Raw genomic sequence first — 13,492 nt, forward strand, 5'->3', positions numbered from 1 at the left:
TCAGTGGATGCGCCCTTCTGCATTGTCAGGCTTGTGGCTCGGCCGTCTTGCGGTAGCGCTTGCCGTATTTGAGTTGCTGGATCAGCAGGGCGGCGACGATCAGCGCCAGCCCTATGGGGGTGGCGGGATGAATGGCTTCACCGATCAGCAGGTTGAGCAGCACCAGCGAAGCAAACGGCGAGATGAAGATGAGGTTGCTGATGGGGGCCGTGTTGGTGGCGTGACGCAGGGCCATCAGCCAGAGCACAAAGCCGAAGCCCATCTCGAACAGTCCCACATAGATGGCACCGAGCCAGCCCTGCCAGGCGGTCATGGCAAAGTCGGCGAGCAGCCAGGTCGCCACCACGATGAAAGGCAGGCTGATGAGGAAGCCGAGCAGCAGGCTGACGATGGGATCCCCCTGATTGCGGGTATTGAGGATCCAGTAGCCGGCCCAGATGAGGGTCGAGACCAGGGCCAACGTCACTCCGAGCGGGCTGTCAAACTGCAGGCCGAACACATCCCCCCTGGTGGCGATCACCAGGGCGCCGAAGTAGCCAAGCACTATGGCCACGCCGTCACGGCGGCGGAGCTTCTGGCCGAGGAAGGGGACGGCCAGCAAGCTCAAGGTGATGGCCCAGGTGTAGTTGAGGGTCTGGGCCTGCTGGGCAGGCAGCAGATCATAGGCCTTGAACAGCAACAGGTAGTAAAGGAAGGGGTTCAGCACCCCCAGGGCCAGATAGTAGAAAGGGCGGGCCCTGAGATAGCTCAGCAGCAGGGGCAGCTTGCCCTGGATCGCCACGATGGACCCCAGGGTCAGAGTCGAGGTGATGGCGGCGACCAGCAGCAACTGCACCGGCTCGAAGTAGGCGAGGGATATCTTGAAGGCGGTGGCTACCGTCGACCAGAGGGCGACGGCGCAGAGTCCGTATTGATAGGCTTTCTTCTGATTCTTGAGCATCGGGGTCGTTCCGCTGACTGAGGCAAGGGGGCAGTCTATCAGCCTGTTTGCAACATTGTCGTTACCGCTTTGTGGCTGGCAGGAGAGCGATCGCCGACGAGATCCATCCGTCACACAAAATTGCGCACAATCTGTCCGCCTTCTCTTGCGCGAATTGAAAAAATCCGTATAATCCCCTCCGCTTGCCCATGAGGCATGCCAGACGATATGTCTGCTGCTGAGCTTCCCGTTTACGAGTCGCCAGCCATACAGTCCTCCCGATATGGGAGGAAACGTGAAAAATCACACCTCTGGCGGGAGCAATCTCGGTCGGGCGGTGTTGGTTTATGTTCTTTTATCTATTGGAGCTCTGTCAATGCAGAACCAAAGAATCCGTATCCGCCTGAAGGCTTTTGATCATCGCCTGATCGATCAATCCACTGCGGAAATCGTTGAAACTGCAAAGCGCACCGGCGCGCAGGTTCGCGGTCCTATTCCGCTGCCGACTCGCAAAGAGCGCTTCACCGTCCTGATCTCCCCGCACGTCAACAAAGATGCGCGTGATCAGTACGAGATCCGCACTCACAAGCGTCTGGTAGACATCGTTGAGCCGACTGACAAGACCGTAGACGCCCTGATGCGTCTGGATCTGGCAGCTGGTGTAGACGTCCAGATCAGCCTGGGTTAATTACGGAAAGAGGTTGATAACAATGACAATCGGTCTTGTAGGTCGCAAAGTGGGTATGACTCGCATCTTCACTGAAGATGGCGTTTCTATCCCGGTGACTGTTATCGAAGTTGAAGCTAACCGTGTAACTCAGGTCAAATCTGTAGAAACCGACGGCTACAACGCTATTCAGGTTACCACTGGCGCCAAGAAAGCCAGCCGTGTGACCAAGCCGGAAGCTGGCCACTTCGCCAAAGCTGGTGTAGAAGCCGGTCGCGGTCTGTGGGAGTTCCGCCTGAACAACGGTGAAACTTTCACTGTTGGTAGCGAGCTGAAAGTAGATCTTCTCGCTGACGTTAAGATGGTTGACGTTACCGGCACATCCAAGGGTAAAGGTTTTGCAGGCACTGTAAAGCGCCACAACTTCCGCACCCAGGATATGACCCACGGTAACTCCCTGTCCCACCGTGTACCTGGCTCCATCGGTCAAAACCAGACCCCGGGCCGTGTATTCAAGGGCAAAAAGATGGCTGGTCACATGGGTGCTGAGCGTGTAACGACTCAGAACCTGGAACTGGTTCGTGTTGACGCTGAACGCAACCTGCTGCTCATCAAAGGCGCAGTACCGGGTGCAACCAACGGCAACGTGATCGTCAAACCTGCCGTCAAAGCGTAACGTCTGAGGAGATAGTAATGGAATTGGTAATGAAAGACGCCAAGAGCGCTCTTGAAGTTTCCGAGACTACCTTCGGGCGCGAATTCAACGAAGCTCTGGTTCACCAGGTCGTCGTTGCATATGCCGCTGGTGCCCGTCAGGGTACTCGTGCGCAGCTGACTCGCTCTGAAGTGTCTGGTGGCGGCAAAAAGCCGTGGCGTCAGAAGGGTACTGGTCGTGCCCGTGCTGGCTCCATCCGTTCGCCCATCTGGCGTTCCGGTGGTGTGACCTTTGCTGCTAAGCCGCAAGATCACAGCCAGAAAGTAAACAAGAAGATGTACCGCGGCGCTATCCGTAGCATCCTGTCCGAGCTGGTACGTCAAGAGCGCCTGATCGTTGTCGAGAAATTCGGCATCGAAGCGCCGAAGACCAAAGAACTGATCGCCAAGCTGAAAGAAATGGAACTGACTGACGTTCTGATCGTGACTGCTGAAGTCGATGAGAACCTGTTCCTGGCTGCTCGCAACCTGTACAAGGTCGACGTGCGTGATGTTGCCGGTATCGACCCGGTCAGCCTGATCGCTTTCGACAAGATTCTGATGACTGCTGACGCAGTTAAGCAAATCGAGGAGATGCTGGCATGATCCGCGAAGAACGTCTGTTGAAAGTTCTGAAGGCTCCGCACATCTCTGAAAAGAGCACCATGGTCGCAGAAAAGCAGAACACTATCGTGTTCAAAGTTGCTGTTGATGCCACCAAGGCGGAAGTCAAAGCTGCAGTTGCGAAACTGTTCGAGGTCGAAGTTGAGACCGTCCGTACCCTGAACATGAAGGGTAAGACCAAGCGCTCAGGTGCGCGTGTAGGCCGTCGTTCCGATTGGAAAAAGGCTTATGTGACCCTGAAAGCTGGTCAGGACATCGACTTCATGGGCGCAGCCGAGTAAGAGGAGTTCTCAAAAATGGCAATCGTTAAGTGCAAGCCTACTTCTCCGGGCCGCCGCCACGTCGTCAAGATCGTCAACCAAGAGCTGTACAAGGGCAAGCCCTTCGCCGCTCTGCTGGACAGCAAAAGCAAGTCCGGTGGTCGTAACAACAACGGCCGTATCACCACCCGTCATATCGGTGGTGGTCACAAGCAACACTACCGTATCGTCGACTTCAAACGCGACAAAGACGGCATTCCGGCCAAAGTAGAGCGTCTGGAATACGATCCTAACCGTACCGCAAACATCGCCCTGGTGCTGTATGCAGACGGTGAGCGTCGTTACATCCTGGCTCCGAAAGGCCTGAAAGCAGGTGATGCTATCGCTTCTGGTGCTGATGCTGCGATCAAGGTAGGTAACTCCCTGCCGATGCGTAACATCCCGGTTGGTTCTACCGTTCACGCCGTAGAAATGAAGCCTGGTAAAGGTGCCCAGCTGGCTCGTTCCGCTGGTACTTTCATCCAGATTCTGGCTCGTGAAGGTAACTATGTAACTCTGCGTCTGCGTTCCGGCGAAGTACGTAAAGTTCTGGCCGAGTGCCGCGCCACCATTGGTGAAGTGGGTAACTCCGAGCACATGCTGCGTCAACTGGGTAAAGCCGGTGCAAACCGCTGGCGTGGTATTCGTCCGACCGTTCGCGGTATGGCGATGAACCCGGTTGATCACCCGCACGGTGGTGGTGAGGGTCGTAACAAGGGCATGCAGCCTGTGTCCCCATGGGGCCAGAAGGCTAAGGGCTTCAAGACCCGTAAGAACAAGCGTACCGACAAGTACATCGTACGTCGTCGTAACAAGTAATTGTTAACATAGAGGAATCACCATGCCACGTTCTCTCAAGAAGGGTCCATTTATTGACCTGCACTTGCTGAAGAAGGTAGAGAAAGCGGTGGAAAGCGGGGATAAAAAGCCGGTTAAGACCTGGTCCCGTCGTTCAATGATCATCCCGAACATGATCGGTTTGACCATCGCTGTCCATAATGGTCGTCAGCACGTTCCGGTTTTCGTTACCGAAGAAATGATCGGTCACAAACTGGGTGAATTCGCACCGACTCGTACTTATCGCGGCCATGCTGCTGATAAGAAGGCTAAGAAGCGCTAAGGGATAAATGATGGAAGCTATCGCTAAACACCGTTATGCCCGTACTTCTGCCCAGAAAGCTCGTCTGGTAGCCGATCAAGTACGTGGTCTGTCCGTAGACAAGGCTCTGAACATCCTGACCTTCAGCCCGAAAAAGGCTGCGGTTCTGGTGAAGAAAGTGCTGGAATCTGCCATTGCAAACGCTGAGCACAACGAAGGCGCCGACATCGACGCCCTGCGTGTTGCCACCATCATGGTAGACGAAGGTCCCTCCATGAAGCGCATCCGCCCGCGTGCCAAAGGTCGCGCGGATCGTATCCTCAAGCGTACCGCTCACATCACTGTAGTGGTATCCGACGCTAAGGCTGGGAGATAAGCAATGGGTCAGAAAGTACATCCTAATGGCATTCGCCTGGGTATTACCAAGCCTTGGAATTCTACCTGGTTCGCGAACACCAAAGACTTCGCTGACAACCTGTACAGCGATTTCCAAGTACGCCAGTTCCTGACCAAGGAGCTGAAAAACGCTTCCTTGTCCAAGATCACCATCGAGCGTCCGGCCAAGAGCATCCGTGTGACCATTCACACCGCTCGTCCGGGTGTCGTGATCGGCAAGAAAGGCGAAGACGTTGAGAAACTGCGCAAAGCCGTAGCCGCTATTGCTGGCGTGCCTGCTCAGATCAACATTTCCGAAGTCCGCAAGCCGGAGCTGGATGGCAAACTCGTTGCCGACAGCATCACTTCTCAGCTGGAACGTCGCGTAATGTTCCGTCGCGCTATGAAGCGCGCCGTACAGAACGCCATGCGCCTGGGTGCCAAGGGCATCAAAGTAGAAGTGTCCGGTCGTCTGGGCGGCGCTGAAATCGCGCGTACCGAATGGTACCGTGAAGGTCGTGTGCCTTTGCACACCCTGCGTGCCGACATCGACTACGCAACTTCTGAAGCCCACACCACTTACGGTGTGATCGGCGTCAAAGTTTGGATCTTCAAGGGCGAAGTTCTGGGCGGTCTGGCTGCTGTTAACGCTGCCGCTGCTCAAGAGCAAGCTCCTGCAAAGCCCAAGCGTGACAACAAGCGCCGCGCTGCTAAGTAAGGAGATTCGGTAAATGTTGCAACCTAAGCGTACTAAATTCCGCAAGACCCATAAGGGTCGTAACCGCGGTCTGGCCAACTCTGGTAACGAAGTATCCTTCGGTACCTTTGGCCTGAAGGCGACATCTCGTGGTCAACTGACTGCTCGTCAAATCGAAGCAGCCCGTCGTGCCATGACCCGTCACGTAAAGCGTCAAGGTAAGATCTGGATCCGTGTGTTCCCGGACAAGCCCATCACCGAAAAGCCCCTCGAAGTTCGTATGGGTAAAGGTAAGGGCAACGTGGAATATTGGGTCTGCCCGATCCAGCCTGGCAAGGTTCTGTACGAGATGGATGGTGTACCTGAGGCTCTGGCGCGTGAAGCGTTTGCCCTGGCCGCAGCTAAGCTGTCCGTTCAGACCACTTTCGTAATTAAGACGGTGATGTGATGAAAGCCCAAGATCTGCGTCAAAAGAGCGTCGATGAACTGAACCAGGAGCTGCTGGGTCTGCTGCGTGAGCAATTCAACATGCGCATGCAAGCTTCCACTGGCCAGCTGGCTCAGACTCACACTCTGAAACAAGTGCGTCGTGACGTCGCACGTATCAAGACTGTACTGACTGAGAAGGCAGGTGCGTAATGACTGACAAGATCCGTACTCTGCAAGGTCGTGTAATTAGCGACAAGATGGACAAGTCCATCACCGTCGCTATCGAGCGCAAGGTAAAGCACCCGATCTACGGTAAGATCATCAAGCGCACTACCAAGCTGCACGTACATGACGAGAACAACGAGTGTAAAGCTGGCGATCTCGTGGAAATCCGCGAATGCCGCCCGCTGTCCAAGACCAAGTCCTGGACCCTGGTTGCTGTCGTAGAAAAGGCCTAATTCGGTACTTTTTAGCCCAAACGGCCCCCCATCGGGGCCGTTTGTTTTTTAGGCTACCTTTTCAAAAATACCTGTGTTATAGTTTCGCGCCTTTTGAAGGCAGCCAGATCCCATTAGGGATAAGAAGTAAACAAAGCGGAGCACTAAGATGATCCAGATGCAAAGTATGCTGGGTGTTGCCGACAACTCCGGCGCTCGCAGTGTAATGTGTATTAAGGTTCTGGGTGGTTCGCACCGCCGTTATGCCGGCATCGGCGACATCATCAAGGTTTCCATCAAGGAAGCTATTCCTCGCGGTAAAGTGAAGAAAGGTGATGTGTATAACGCGGTGGTCGTACGCACCCGTAAAGGCGTTCGTCGTCCGGACGGCTCTGTCATCCGTTTCGACAACAATGCGGCTGTGTTGCTTAACAACAACCAACAGCCAATCGGTACTCGTATTTTTGGCCCGGTGACCCGTGAACTCCGTAATGAGAAGTTCATGAAGATTGTGTCCCTGGCACCCGAAGTACTGTAAGGAGTCGAACGATGGCAGCGAAAATCCGTCGCGAAGACGAAGTAATTGTTCTTACCGGCAAAGACAAGGGCAAGCGTGGCAAAGTCACTCAAGTCCTGATTGCAAAAGGTAAGGTAATCGTGGAAGGCATCAACCAGGTGAAGAAACACCAGAAGCCGGTACCCGCATTGGGTCAGGCTGGCGGTATCGTCACCAAAGAAGCCCCCATCGATGTATCTAACATCGCGCTGTTCAACTCTGCCACTGGCAAGGCTGACCGCGTTGGTTTCCGGATTGAAGACGGCAAGAAAGTCCGTTTCTTCAAATCCACCGGCGAACTTGTGAAGTAATTGGAGTTTAACGATGGCGAAACTGCATGATTACTACAAATCCGATGTAGTAAATGAACTGTCCAAGCAGTTCGGTTACAAGACTATCATGCAAGTCCCTCGGATCGAGAAAATCACCCTGAACATGGGTGTTGGTGAAGCGATCTCTGACAAGAAGTTGCTGGAAAATGCTGCTGCCGATATGGCTGCCATTTCCGGTCAGAAACCGCTGATCACCAAAGCACGCAAATCTGTTGCGGGCTTCAAGATTCGTGAAGGCTACCCGATAGGTTGTAAAGTAACCCTGCGTGGCGAGCGTATGTGGGAGTTCCTGGAACGGCTGATTTGCATCTCCGTACCGCGTATCCGTGACTTCCGTGGTCTGAACGCTAAGGCGTTTGATGGCCGTGGTAACTACTCCATGGGCGTGCGTGAGCAAATCATCTTCCCGGAAATCGACTATGACAAGGTCGATCGCGTCCGTGGTCTGGATATCACCATCACCACTTCCGCGAATACCGACGAAGAAGGCCGTGCTCTGCTGGCTGCCTTTAACTTCCCATTCCGCAAGTAAGGTTAGGGTTATGGCTAAAACATCCATGAAAGCACGTGAAGCAAAGCGTGCGAAGCTGGCAGCCAAGTTCGCGACCAAGCGTACCGAGCTGAAAGCTATCATCGTTGATATGAACGCTTCTGAAGAAGCGCGTTGGGATGCTGTCTTGCAACTGCAACAGCTGCCCCGTGATTCCAGTCCGTCCCGCCAGCGTAACCGTTGCAACATCACTGGTCGTCCGCACGGTTTCCTGCGGAAGTTTGGCCTCTCTCGCATCAAGGTGCGTGAGCATGCCATGAAGGGCGAAATTCCGGGCCTCAAAAAGGCCTCTTGGTAAGAATCTCGGGAGTTAGACTATGAGCATGCAAGATCCGATCGCGGATATGCTGACCCGCATCCGTAACGGTCAGGCGGCGAGCAAAGTTGCGGTTTCCATGCCTTCTTCCAAGCTGAAAGTGGCTATTGCCAAAGTGCTGAAGGAAGAAGGTTACATCGCTGGCTACTCCGTAGCAGGTGATGTGAAGCCGGAACTGGAAATTGAACTGAAATATTTCCAGGGCAAGCCGGTTGTAGAACTGATCCAACGCGTGAGCCGTCCCGGCCTGCGTATTTACAAGCGCACTACTGATCTGCCGAAAGTCATGGGCGGTCTCGGTGTTGCTATCGTGTCCACGTCTAAAGGTGTGATGACCGACCGTGCTGCCCGCAAGGCAAGCATGGGTGGTGAGATCATCTGCTACGTCGCTTAATAGGAGGTCGGAAATGTCTCGCGTTGCTAAGGCACCCGTCACTATTCCTGCTGGCGTAGAGGTGACTCTGAACGGTCAGGAACTGTCCATCAAAGGTGGTAAAGGTTCTCTGGTTCGTTCCATCCACGCCGGTGTAGAAGTGACCAAAGAAGACAATGTACTGAAGTTCGCCCCGCGCGACGGCATCGCTGGTGCTGACGCTCAGGCCGGTACTGCACGTGCATTGGCTAACAACATGGTAATCGGTGTTACCCAAGGCTTCGAGCGCAAGCTGCAGCTGGTTGGTGTTGGCTACAAAGCCTCCATCAAGGGCAATGCTGTCGCGCTGGCTCTGGGCTTCTCTCACCCGGTTGAGCATGCGCTGCCGGCTGGTGTCACCGCTGAATGTCCGTCCGCCACAGAGATCATTCTGCGTGGTGTGGACAAGCAGCTGGTTGGCCAAGTCGCCGCCGATATCCGTTCTTACCGCGCTCCGGAGCCCTACAAGGGCAAGGGTGTACGCTATGCCAACGAGCAAGTGCGTACTAAAGAAGCTAAGAAGAAGTAAGGTAACACTATGGACAAGAAAGCAGCTCGTCTCCGTCGTGCTACTCGTGCTCGGAAAAAGATGCAGGAACTGGGAGCTACCCGTCTGGTTGTTCACCGTACCCCGCGTCATATCTATGCGCAGGTTATCGCAGCCAACGGTTCCGAAGTTCTGGCCTCTGCTTCTACAGTAGAGAAAGCCATCAGTGAAGCGCTCAAATCTACCGGTAATGCAGATGCAGCTACCGCAGTAGGTAAAGCAATCGCTGAGCGTGCTATTGCCAAAGGCGTTCAGAACGTATCTTTCGATCGTTCCGGTTTCAAGTATCACGGTCGTGTAGCCGCTCTGGCTACCGCTGCTCGTGACGCTGGTCTTCAGTTCTAAGCTAGGAGTCGAAGATGGCTAAAGTCGAATCTCAAGCCGGCGAACTGCAAGAAAAGCTGATTGCAGTAAACCGTGTTTCGAAAACTGTTAAAGGTGGTCGTATCATGTCCTTCACCGCGTTGACCGTGGTGGGTGATGGTAACGGCCGTGTAGGTTACGGTTACGGTAAGGCCCGTGAAGTTCCGGCTGCCATTCAAAAGGCTATGGAACAGGCTAAGCGTAACCTGAACAAGGTTGAACTGAACAATGGCACTCTGCACCACCCGGTGCGCGGTGTTCACTCCGGTTCCACCGTGTTCATGAAGCCGGCCTCACAAGGTACTGGTATCATTGCAGGCGGCGCCATGCGTGCCGTACTGGAAGTTGCCGGTATCCACAACGTGCTGGCCAAGACCTACGGTTCCACCAACCCAATCAACGTTGTTCGCGCAACTGTAGACGCTCTGGTTCACGGTCAATCACCGGAACAGATCGCTGCCAAGCGTGGTCTGCGCGTTGAAGAAATTCTGGGGTAATGCGACATGGCTAACACTGTAAAAGTAACTCAAACTCGCAGCTCTATCGGCCGTCTGCCAAAGCACAAGGCGACTCTGCGTGGTCTGGGTCTGCGTCGCATTGGTCACACCGTTGAGCTGGAAGATACTCCCTGCGTACGCGGCATGATCAACCAGGTTTATTACATGGTTAAGGTGGAGGGCTAAGCATGCGTCTGAATACTCTGTCTCCGGCCGCTGGTTCCAAGCGTGTTAAGCACCGTCCGGGCCGTGGTATCGGTTCTGGTCTGGGCAAGACCGGTGGTCGTGGTGTGAAAGGTCAAACTTCTCGTTCCGGTGGCGGTAAAGTCCGCAACGGTTTCGAGGGTGGCCAGATGCCTTTGAAAATCCGTCTGCCGAAGTTCGGTTTCTTCTCTCGCAAATCTTTGGTTTCTGCCGAAGTGCGCCTGAACGAAATCGCCCTGGTAGAAGGTGATGTGGTCGATTTGAGCACTCTGAAGCAAGCTGGTGTTGTTACCAAGAACATCGTTTTCGCTAAAGTTGTTCTGTCTGGCAACATTGACCGTGCTGTGACCGTTCGTGGTCTGTCCGTCACCAAAGGTGCACGTGCAGCCATCGAGGCCGCTGGCGGTAAAATCGAGGAATAATCAGTACAATGGCTAAGAAACCAGGATTGGATGTTAAAGCACAAGGTGGCCTGAGTGAACTGAAGAGCCGTCTGCTCTTCGTTCTCGGGGCAATTATCGTGTTCCGCGCAGGCTCTTATGTGCCGATTCCTGGTATTGACGCCGCCGTACTGGCCGAGTTGTTCCAACAACAGAAGGGCACCATCATTGAGATGTTCAACATGTTCAGTGGTGGTGCACTCTCGCGTGCTTCTATTCTTGCGCTGGGGATCATGCCGTACATTTCGGCGTCGATCATTATCCAGCTGCTGACTGTGGTTCATCCTGCTCTTGCTGAACTCAAGAAAGAGGGTGAATCCGGCCGTCGCAAGATTAGCCAATATACCCGTTGGGGCACGCTGGTTTTGGGAACGTTCCAGGCCATTGGTATTGCAACCGGTCTGCCGAATATGATGCAGGGACTCGTGACTCATCCGGGTTTGGGCTTCTATTTCACGGCCGTTGTGAGTCTGGTCACCGGTACCATGTTCTTGATGTGGTTGGGTGAACAGATTACCGAGCGTGGGATTGGTAATGGTATCTCGTTGATTATTTTCACGGGTATCGTTGCTGGTCTGCCTCATGCCATTGGCGCTACGGCCGAACAGGCACGTCAAGGGGAATTGCACATCCTGCTGTTGTTGTTGCTGGGCTTGATTGTTTTCGCAGTGACTTACTTTGTGGTGTTCGTGGAGCGTGGTCAGCGTCGTATCGTCGTCAACTATGCCAAGCGTCAACAAGGCCGCCAGGTATTCGCCGCGCAAAGCACACACCTGCCGTTGAAAGTGAATATGGCCGGTGTGATTCCTGCGATTTTCGCATCCAGCATCATCCTCTTCCCAGGGACCATTACCTCTTGGTTTGGTCAGGGCGAGGGCAAGGTGGCTGATATCTTGCAACAGGTCTCTATGGTCCTGCAGCCGGGTCAACCCTTGTATGAGATGCTCTATGCAGCAGCCATTATCTTCTTCTGCTTCTTCTATACCGCGCTGGTGTTCAACCCCCGCGAGACAGCAGATAATCTGAAGAAGAGTGGAGCCTTTATCCCGGGGATCCGCCCGGGCGAGCAGACAGCACGTTACATCGATAAGGTTATGACTCGCCTGACATTGGCAGGTGCGCTCTATATAACCTTTATCTGTCTGGTACCCCAGTTCTTGATGACTGCCTGGAACGTACAGTTCTACTTCGGTGGCACTTCGCTGCTGATTATCGTGGTAGTTATCATGGACTTCATGGCTCAGGTTCAGACCCATATGATGTCTCATCAATATGGCGACGTCCTGAGGAAGGCCAACCTGAAGGGCTACGGCCGCTAAAGGTCGGCGTAGTTACGGAGTTAAGCAATGAAAGTTCGTGCTTCCGTTAAGGCAATCTGCCGTAACTGCAAAATCATCAAGCGTCACGGTGTGGTGCGTGTGATTTGCAGCGAGCCAAAGCATAAACAGCGCCAAGGCTAATTTTTTACGGTTAGTACTTGCAACAAATAGTTGTGCTGGCTAATATAGCCAGCCAACTTTTGTTGTGTATTGGTTGACCGCCACGTATCCGCTCACGGGCTTTGTGGTGGTCGTTATCTACGCTAAGTAGGAGTGAACAGTGGCCCGTATCGCTGGCATTAACATTCCTGACCATAAGCATGCAGTCATTGCGTTGACTGCGATTTATGGCGTCGGTCGTACCCGCTCCAAGGCCATCTGTGCCGCAGCCGGTATTGCTGAGAATGTGAAAATTAAAGACTTGGACGAAGCTCAGATCGAAAGTCTGCGCGAGCAAGTAGGTAAATTCACCGTTGAAGGTGACTTGCGTCGTCAGATTTCCATGAACATCAAACGCTTGATGGATCTGGGTTGCTACCGTGGTTTGCGTCACCGTCGTAGCCTGCCTGTTCGTGGTCAACGTACCAAGACCAACGCTCGTACCCGTAAGGGTCCGCGCAAGGCTATCAAGAAGTAACGGGAAGGTAGAAAATGGCTAAAACTCCGACTCGTGCTCGCAAGCGCGTTAAAAAGCAAGTGAGCGACGGTATTGCGCACGTTCATGCATCTTTCAACAACACAATCGTGACCATTACTGACCGTCAGGGCAATGCTCTGTCATGGGCTACCTCCGGTGGTTCAGGTTTCCGTGGTTCCCGTAAGTCCACTCCGTTTGCTGCCCAGGTAGCTGCTGAGCGTGCTGGTGAGATCGCCAAAGAATACGGCGTGAAGAACCTGGAAGTCATGGTCAAAGGTCCGGGTCCCGGTCGTGAGTCTTCCATCCGCGCTCTGAACGCGGCTGGTTTCCGCATCACTAATATTACTGATGTGACTCCGATCCCGCACAACGGTTGTCGTCCTCCCAAGAAGCGCCGCGTATAACGCTGTAGCTACTTGGTCTAGGATTGTTGGAGAAAGAAGATGGCAAGATATATCGGTCCTAAGCTTAAGCTTAGCCGTCGTGAGGGCACCGACCTCTTCCTGAAGTCTGGTGTTCGTGCGATTGATTCTAAGTGCAAGATTGACACCGTTCCTGGTCAACATGGTGCGCGTAAAGCGCGTCTGTCTGACTATGGCGTGCAACTGCGCGAGAAACAAAAAGTACGTCGTATCTACGGCGTATTGGAAAAACAGTTCCGCAACTACTACCGCGACGCTGCCCGTCAAAAGGGTAACACCGGTGAAAACCTGTTGCAGCTGCTGGAAGGTCGTCTGGACAACGTCGTCTACCGCATGGGCTTCGGCGCCACTCGTGCTGAGTCTCGTCAGCTGGTGAGCCACAAAGCCATCATGGTAAACGGCCGCGTTGTGAATGTTCCTTCTTTCCAGGTATCCCCTGAGGACGTGATCTGCGTTCGCGAGAAGGCTAAGAAGCAAGCGCGTATCAAAGCTTCCCTGGAAGTTGCTGGTCAGCGCGAGAAGCCGACTTGGGTAGAGGTTGACGCTGCTAAGATGGAAGGTGCCTTCAAGCGCCTGCCAGAGCGTTCCGACCTGTCTGCCGACATTAACGAACAGCTGATCGTCGAGCTTTACTCCAAGTAAAGCTAGCTTCTAAAGA

At 53.9% G+C, this 13,492-nt stretch carries 27 protein-coding genes; 26 read left to right on the forward strand and 1 reads right to left on the reverse strand.

Annotated features, from left to right (window positions below):
* Positions 1 to 25: 25 nt before the first annotated feature.
* The gene (locus tag ACFWHB_RS01165; RefSeq protein ID WP_139745052.1) at positions 26 to 940 is read right to left on the reverse strand and encodes a DMT family transporter; all 915 of its coding nucleotides are present in this window, start codon (positions 938 to 940) and stop codon (positions 26 to 28) included.
* 355 nt (positions 941 to 1,295) lie between these two features.
* Between ACFWHB_RS01165 and rpsJ the strand changes: the two genes are divergently transcribed.
* From rpsJ to rpsD, 26 genes are all read left to right on the forward strand, one after another.
* Positions 1,296 to 1,607: a 30S ribosomal protein S10 gene (gene rpsJ, locus ACFWHB_RS01170; RefSeq protein ID WP_005307944.1), complete on the forward strand. Its 312-nt coding sequence runs from the start codon at positions 1,296 to 1,298 to the stop codon at positions 1,605 to 1,607.
* A 22-nt stretch (positions 1,608 to 1,629) separates the two neighbouring features.
* Positions 1,630 to 2,262: a 50S ribosomal protein L3 gene (gene rplC / locus ACFWHB_RS01175; protein WP_025325385.1), complete on the forward strand. Its 633-nt coding sequence runs from the start codon at positions 1,630 to 1,632 to the stop codon at positions 2,260 to 2,262.
* A gap of 17 nt (positions 2,263 to 2,279) precedes the next feature.
* The gene (rplD, locus tag ACFWHB_RS01180) at positions 2,280 to 2,885 is read left to right on the forward strand and encodes a 50S ribosomal protein L4 (RefSeq protein WP_025325386.1); all 606 of its coding nucleotides are present in this window, start codon (positions 2,280 to 2,282) and stop codon (positions 2,883 to 2,885) included.
* Complete coding sequence (gene rplW, locus ACFWHB_RS01185; RefSeq protein ID WP_005331199.1) at positions 2,882 to 3,184, forward strand: 50S ribosomal protein L23; 303 nt, start codon at positions 2,882 to 2,884, stop codon at positions 3,182 to 3,184. The genes rplD and rplW overlap by 4 nt, the downstream gene beginning before the upstream one ends.
* Before the next feature lie 15 nt (positions 3,185 to 3,199).
* On the forward strand, positions 3,200 to 4,021 hold the full coding sequence (gene rplB, locus ACFWHB_RS01190; RefSeq protein WP_005331177.1) for a 50S ribosomal protein L2: 822 nt from the start codon (positions 3,200 to 3,202) through the stop codon (positions 4,019 to 4,021).
* Positions 4,022 to 4,043: 22 nt separating this feature from the next.
* Positions 4,044 to 4,322, forward strand: a complete 279-nt coding sequence (rpsS, locus tag ACFWHB_RS01195; protein WP_005307960.1) for a 30S ribosomal protein S19 — start codon at positions 4,044 to 4,046, stop codon at positions 4,320 to 4,322.
* Positions 4,323 to 4,332: 10 nt separating this feature from the next.
* Entirely contained in the window at positions 4,333 to 4,677 is a 345-nt protein-coding gene (gene rplV / locus ACFWHB_RS01200; RefSeq protein WP_005319741.1) for a 50S ribosomal protein L22, read from the forward strand.
* A gap of 3 nt (positions 4,678 to 4,680) precedes the next feature.
* Positions 4,681 to 5,394, forward strand: coding sequence for a 30S ribosomal protein S3 (rpsC, locus tag ACFWHB_RS01205; protein ID WP_005331168.1), 714 nt, complete (start codon positions 4,681 to 4,683; stop codon positions 5,392 to 5,394).
* A gap of 13 nt (positions 5,395 to 5,407) precedes the next feature.
* Positions 5,408 to 5,821: a 50S ribosomal protein L16 gene (gene rplP, locus ACFWHB_RS01210; protein ID WP_005307963.1), complete on the forward strand. Its 414-nt coding sequence runs from the start codon at positions 5,408 to 5,410 to the stop codon at positions 5,819 to 5,821.
* Positions 5,821 to 6,012: a 50S ribosomal protein L29 gene (gene rpmC / locus ACFWHB_RS01215; protein WP_005319733.1), complete on the forward strand. Its 192-nt coding sequence runs from the start codon at positions 5,821 to 5,823 to the stop codon at positions 6,010 to 6,012. The genes rplP and rpmC overlap by 1 nt, the downstream gene beginning before the upstream one ends.
* Positions 6,012 to 6,260, forward strand: coding sequence for a 30S ribosomal protein S17 (gene rpsQ, locus ACFWHB_RS01220; protein ID WP_005307966.1), 249 nt, complete (start codon positions 6,012 to 6,014; stop codon positions 6,258 to 6,260). Before rpmC ends, rpsQ begins: the two co-directional genes overlap by 1 nt.
* Positions 6,261 to 6,408: 148 nt before the next feature.
* A complete protein-coding gene (gene rplN, locus ACFWHB_RS01225) occupies positions 6,409 to 6,777 on the forward strand; it encodes a 50S ribosomal protein L14 (RefSeq protein WP_005307975.1) in 369 nt (122 codons plus the stop codon).
* Positions 6,778 to 6,788: 11 nt separating this feature from the next.
* Positions 6,789 to 7,106 (forward strand): 50S ribosomal protein L24, encoded by a 318-nt coding sequence (gene rplX, locus ACFWHB_RS01230; protein ID WP_025325387.1) that lies wholly within the window; start codon positions 6,789 to 6,791, stop codon positions 7,104 to 7,106.
* 13 nt (positions 7,107 to 7,119) lie between these two features.
* Entirely contained in the window at positions 7,120 to 7,659 is a 540-nt protein-coding gene (gene rplE / locus ACFWHB_RS01235) for a 50S ribosomal protein L5 (protein ID WP_005331162.1), read from the forward strand.
* A gap of 10 nt (positions 7,660 to 7,669) precedes the next feature.
* Positions 7,670 to 7,975: a 30S ribosomal protein S14 gene (gene rpsN / locus ACFWHB_RS01240; protein WP_005331161.1), complete on the forward strand. Its 306-nt coding sequence runs from the start codon at positions 7,670 to 7,672 to the stop codon at positions 7,973 to 7,975.
* A gap of 19 nt (positions 7,976 to 7,994) precedes the next feature.
* Positions 7,995 to 8,387 (forward strand): 30S ribosomal protein S8, encoded by a 393-nt coding sequence (gene rpsH, locus ACFWHB_RS01245; RefSeq protein ID WP_005307980.1) that lies wholly within the window; start codon positions 7,995 to 7,997, stop codon positions 8,385 to 8,387.
* A gap of 13 nt (positions 8,388 to 8,400) precedes the next feature.
* Positions 8,401 to 8,934, forward strand: coding sequence for a 50S ribosomal protein L6 (rplF, locus tag ACFWHB_RS01250; RefSeq protein WP_106885233.1), 534 nt, complete (start codon positions 8,401 to 8,403; stop codon positions 8,932 to 8,934).
* 9 nt (positions 8,935 to 8,943) lie between these two features.
* Positions 8,944 to 9,297, forward strand: coding sequence for a 50S ribosomal protein L18 (gene rplR, locus ACFWHB_RS01255; RefSeq protein WP_033130012.1), 354 nt, complete (start codon positions 8,944 to 8,946; stop codon positions 9,295 to 9,297).
* A gap of 14 nt (positions 9,298 to 9,311) precedes the next feature.
* Entirely contained in the window at positions 9,312 to 9,812 is a 501-nt protein-coding gene (rpsE, locus tag ACFWHB_RS01260) for a 30S ribosomal protein S5 (protein ID WP_005340605.1), read from the forward strand.
* Between the two features lie 6 nt (positions 9,813 to 9,818).
* Positions 9,819 to 9,998, forward strand: coding sequence for a 50S ribosomal protein L30 (rpmD, locus tag ACFWHB_RS01265; protein WP_005307985.1), 180 nt, complete (start codon positions 9,819 to 9,821; stop codon positions 9,996 to 9,998).
* Positions 9,999 to 10,000: 2 nt separating this feature from the next.
* Positions 10,001 to 10,438 carry a 50S ribosomal protein L15 gene (rplO, locus tag ACFWHB_RS01270; protein ID WP_025325390.1) on the forward strand — a complete coding sequence of 146 codons (438 nt, stop codon included), beginning with the start codon at positions 10,001 to 10,003 and terminating at the stop codon, positions 10,436 to 10,438.
* A gap of 8 nt (positions 10,439 to 10,446) precedes the next feature.
* Positions 10,447 to 11,775, forward strand: a complete 1,329-nt coding sequence (gene secY / locus ACFWHB_RS01275) for a preprotein translocase subunit SecY (RefSeq protein ID WP_005307989.1) — start codon at positions 10,447 to 10,449, stop codon at positions 11,773 to 11,775.
* A 27-nt stretch (positions 11,776 to 11,802) separates the two neighbouring features.
* Positions 11,803 to 11,916: a 50S ribosomal protein L36 gene (gene rpmJ, locus ACFWHB_RS01280; protein ID WP_005319705.1), complete on the forward strand. Its 114-nt coding sequence runs from the start codon at positions 11,803 to 11,805 to the stop codon at positions 11,914 to 11,916.
* 139 nt (positions 11,917 to 12,055) lie between these two features.
* Positions 12,056 to 12,412: a 30S ribosomal protein S13 gene (gene rpsM, locus ACFWHB_RS01285; protein WP_005307991.1), complete on the forward strand. Its 357-nt coding sequence runs from the start codon at positions 12,056 to 12,058 to the stop codon at positions 12,410 to 12,412.
* 14 nt (positions 12,413 to 12,426) lie between these two features.
* Positions 12,427 to 12,816 (forward strand): 30S ribosomal protein S11, encoded by a 390-nt coding sequence (gene rpsK, locus ACFWHB_RS01290; RefSeq protein WP_005319702.1) that lies wholly within the window; start codon positions 12,427 to 12,429, stop codon positions 12,814 to 12,816.
* Positions 12,817 to 12,855: 39 nt separating this feature from the next.
* Positions 12,856 to 13,476: a 30S ribosomal protein S4 gene (rpsD, locus tag ACFWHB_RS01295; RefSeq protein ID WP_010672568.1), complete on the forward strand. Its 621-nt coding sequence runs from the start codon at positions 12,856 to 12,858 to the stop codon at positions 13,474 to 13,476.
* The last annotated feature ends 16 nt before the right edge of the window (positions 13,477 to 13,492 follow it).

The sequence above is a fragment of the Aeromonas mytilicola subsp. aquatica genome, assembly GCF_044336385.1.
Classification (GTDB): domain Bacteria; phylum Pseudomonadota; class Gammaproteobacteria; order Enterobacterales; family Aeromonadaceae; genus Aeromonas; species Aeromonas rivipollensis.

Excerpts from the sequence above, each read along its gene's own strand:
- ACFWHB_RS01165 (WP_139745052.1), bottom strand. The coding sequence starts at position 940 with ATGCTCAAGAATCAGAAGAAAGCCTATCAATACGGACTCTGCGCCGTC.
- rpsJ (WP_005307944.1), top strand. The coding sequence starts at position 1,296 with ATGCAGAACCAAAGAATCCGTATCCGCCTGAAGGCTTTTGATCATCGC.
- rplC (WP_025325385.1), top strand. The coding sequence starts at position 1,630 with ATGACAATCGGTCTTGTAGGTCGCAAAGTGGGTATGACTCGCATCTTC.
- rplD (WP_025325386.1), top strand. The coding sequence starts at position 2,280 with ATGGAATTGGTAATGAAAGACGCCAAGAGCGCTCTTGAAGTTTCCGAG.
- rplW (WP_005331199.1), top strand. The coding sequence starts at position 2,882 with ATGATCCGCGAAGAACGTCTGTTGAAAGTTCTGAAGGCTCCGCACATC.
- rplB (WP_005331177.1), top strand. The coding sequence starts at position 3,200 with ATGGCAATCGTTAAGTGCAAGCCTACTTCTCCGGGCCGCCGCCACGTC.
- rpsS (WP_005307960.1), top strand. The coding sequence starts at position 4,044 with ATGCCACGTTCTCTCAAGAAGGGTCCATTTATTGACCTGCACTTGCTG.
- rplV (WP_005319741.1), top strand. The coding sequence starts at position 4,333 with ATGGAAGCTATCGCTAAACACCGTTATGCCCGTACTTCTGCCCAGAAA.
- rpsC (WP_005331168.1), top strand. The coding sequence starts at position 4,681 with ATGGGTCAGAAAGTACATCCTAATGGCATTCGCCTGGGTATTACCAAG.
- rplP (WP_005307963.1), top strand. The coding sequence starts at position 5,408 with ATGTTGCAACCTAAGCGTACTAAATTCCGCAAGACCCATAAGGGTCGT.
- rpmC (WP_005319733.1), top strand. The coding sequence starts at position 5,821 with ATGAAAGCCCAAGATCTGCGTCAAAAGAGCGTCGATGAACTGAACCAG.
- rpsQ (WP_005307966.1), top strand. The coding sequence starts at position 6,012 with ATGACTGACAAGATCCGTACTCTGCAAGGTCGTGTAATTAGCGACAAG.
- rplN (WP_005307975.1), top strand. The coding sequence starts at position 6,409 with ATGATCCAGATGCAAAGTATGCTGGGTGTTGCCGACAACTCCGGCGCT.
- rplX (WP_025325387.1), top strand. The coding sequence starts at position 6,789 with ATGGCAGCGAAAATCCGTCGCGAAGACGAAGTAATTGTTCTTACCGGC.
- rplE (WP_005331162.1), top strand. The coding sequence starts at position 7,120 with ATGGCGAAACTGCATGATTACTACAAATCCGATGTAGTAAATGAACTG.
- rpsN (WP_005331161.1), top strand. The coding sequence starts at position 7,670 with ATGGCTAAAACATCCATGAAAGCACGTGAAGCAAAGCGTGCGAAGCTG.
- rpsH (WP_005307980.1), top strand. The coding sequence starts at position 7,995 with ATGAGCATGCAAGATCCGATCGCGGATATGCTGACCCGCATCCGTAAC.
- rplF (WP_106885233.1), top strand. The coding sequence starts at position 8,401 with ATGTCTCGCGTTGCTAAGGCACCCGTCACTATTCCTGCTGGCGTAGAG.
- rplR (WP_033130012.1), top strand. The coding sequence starts at position 8,944 with ATGGACAAGAAAGCAGCTCGTCTCCGTCGTGCTACTCGTGCTCGGAAA.
- rpsE (WP_005340605.1), top strand. The coding sequence starts at position 9,312 with ATGGCTAAAGTCGAATCTCAAGCCGGCGAACTGCAAGAAAAGCTGATT.
- rpmD (WP_005307985.1), top strand. The coding sequence starts at position 9,819 with ATGGCTAACACTGTAAAAGTAACTCAAACTCGCAGCTCTATCGGCCGT.
- rplO (WP_025325390.1), top strand. The coding sequence starts at position 10,001 with ATGCGTCTGAATACTCTGTCTCCGGCCGCTGGTTCCAAGCGTGTTAAG.
- secY (WP_005307989.1), top strand. The coding sequence starts at position 10,447 with ATGGCTAAGAAACCAGGATTGGATGTTAAAGCACAAGGTGGCCTGAGT.
- rpmJ (WP_005319705.1), top strand. The coding sequence starts at position 11,803 with ATGAAAGTTCGTGCTTCCGTTAAGGCAATCTGCCGTAACTGCAAAATC.
- rpsK (WP_005319702.1), top strand. The coding sequence starts at position 12,427 with ATGGCTAAAACTCCGACTCGTGCTCGCAAGCGCGTTAAAAAGCAAGTG.
- rpsD (WP_010672568.1), top strand. The coding sequence starts at position 12,856 with ATGGCAAGATATATCGGTCCTAAGCTTAAGCTTAGCCGTCGTGAGGGC.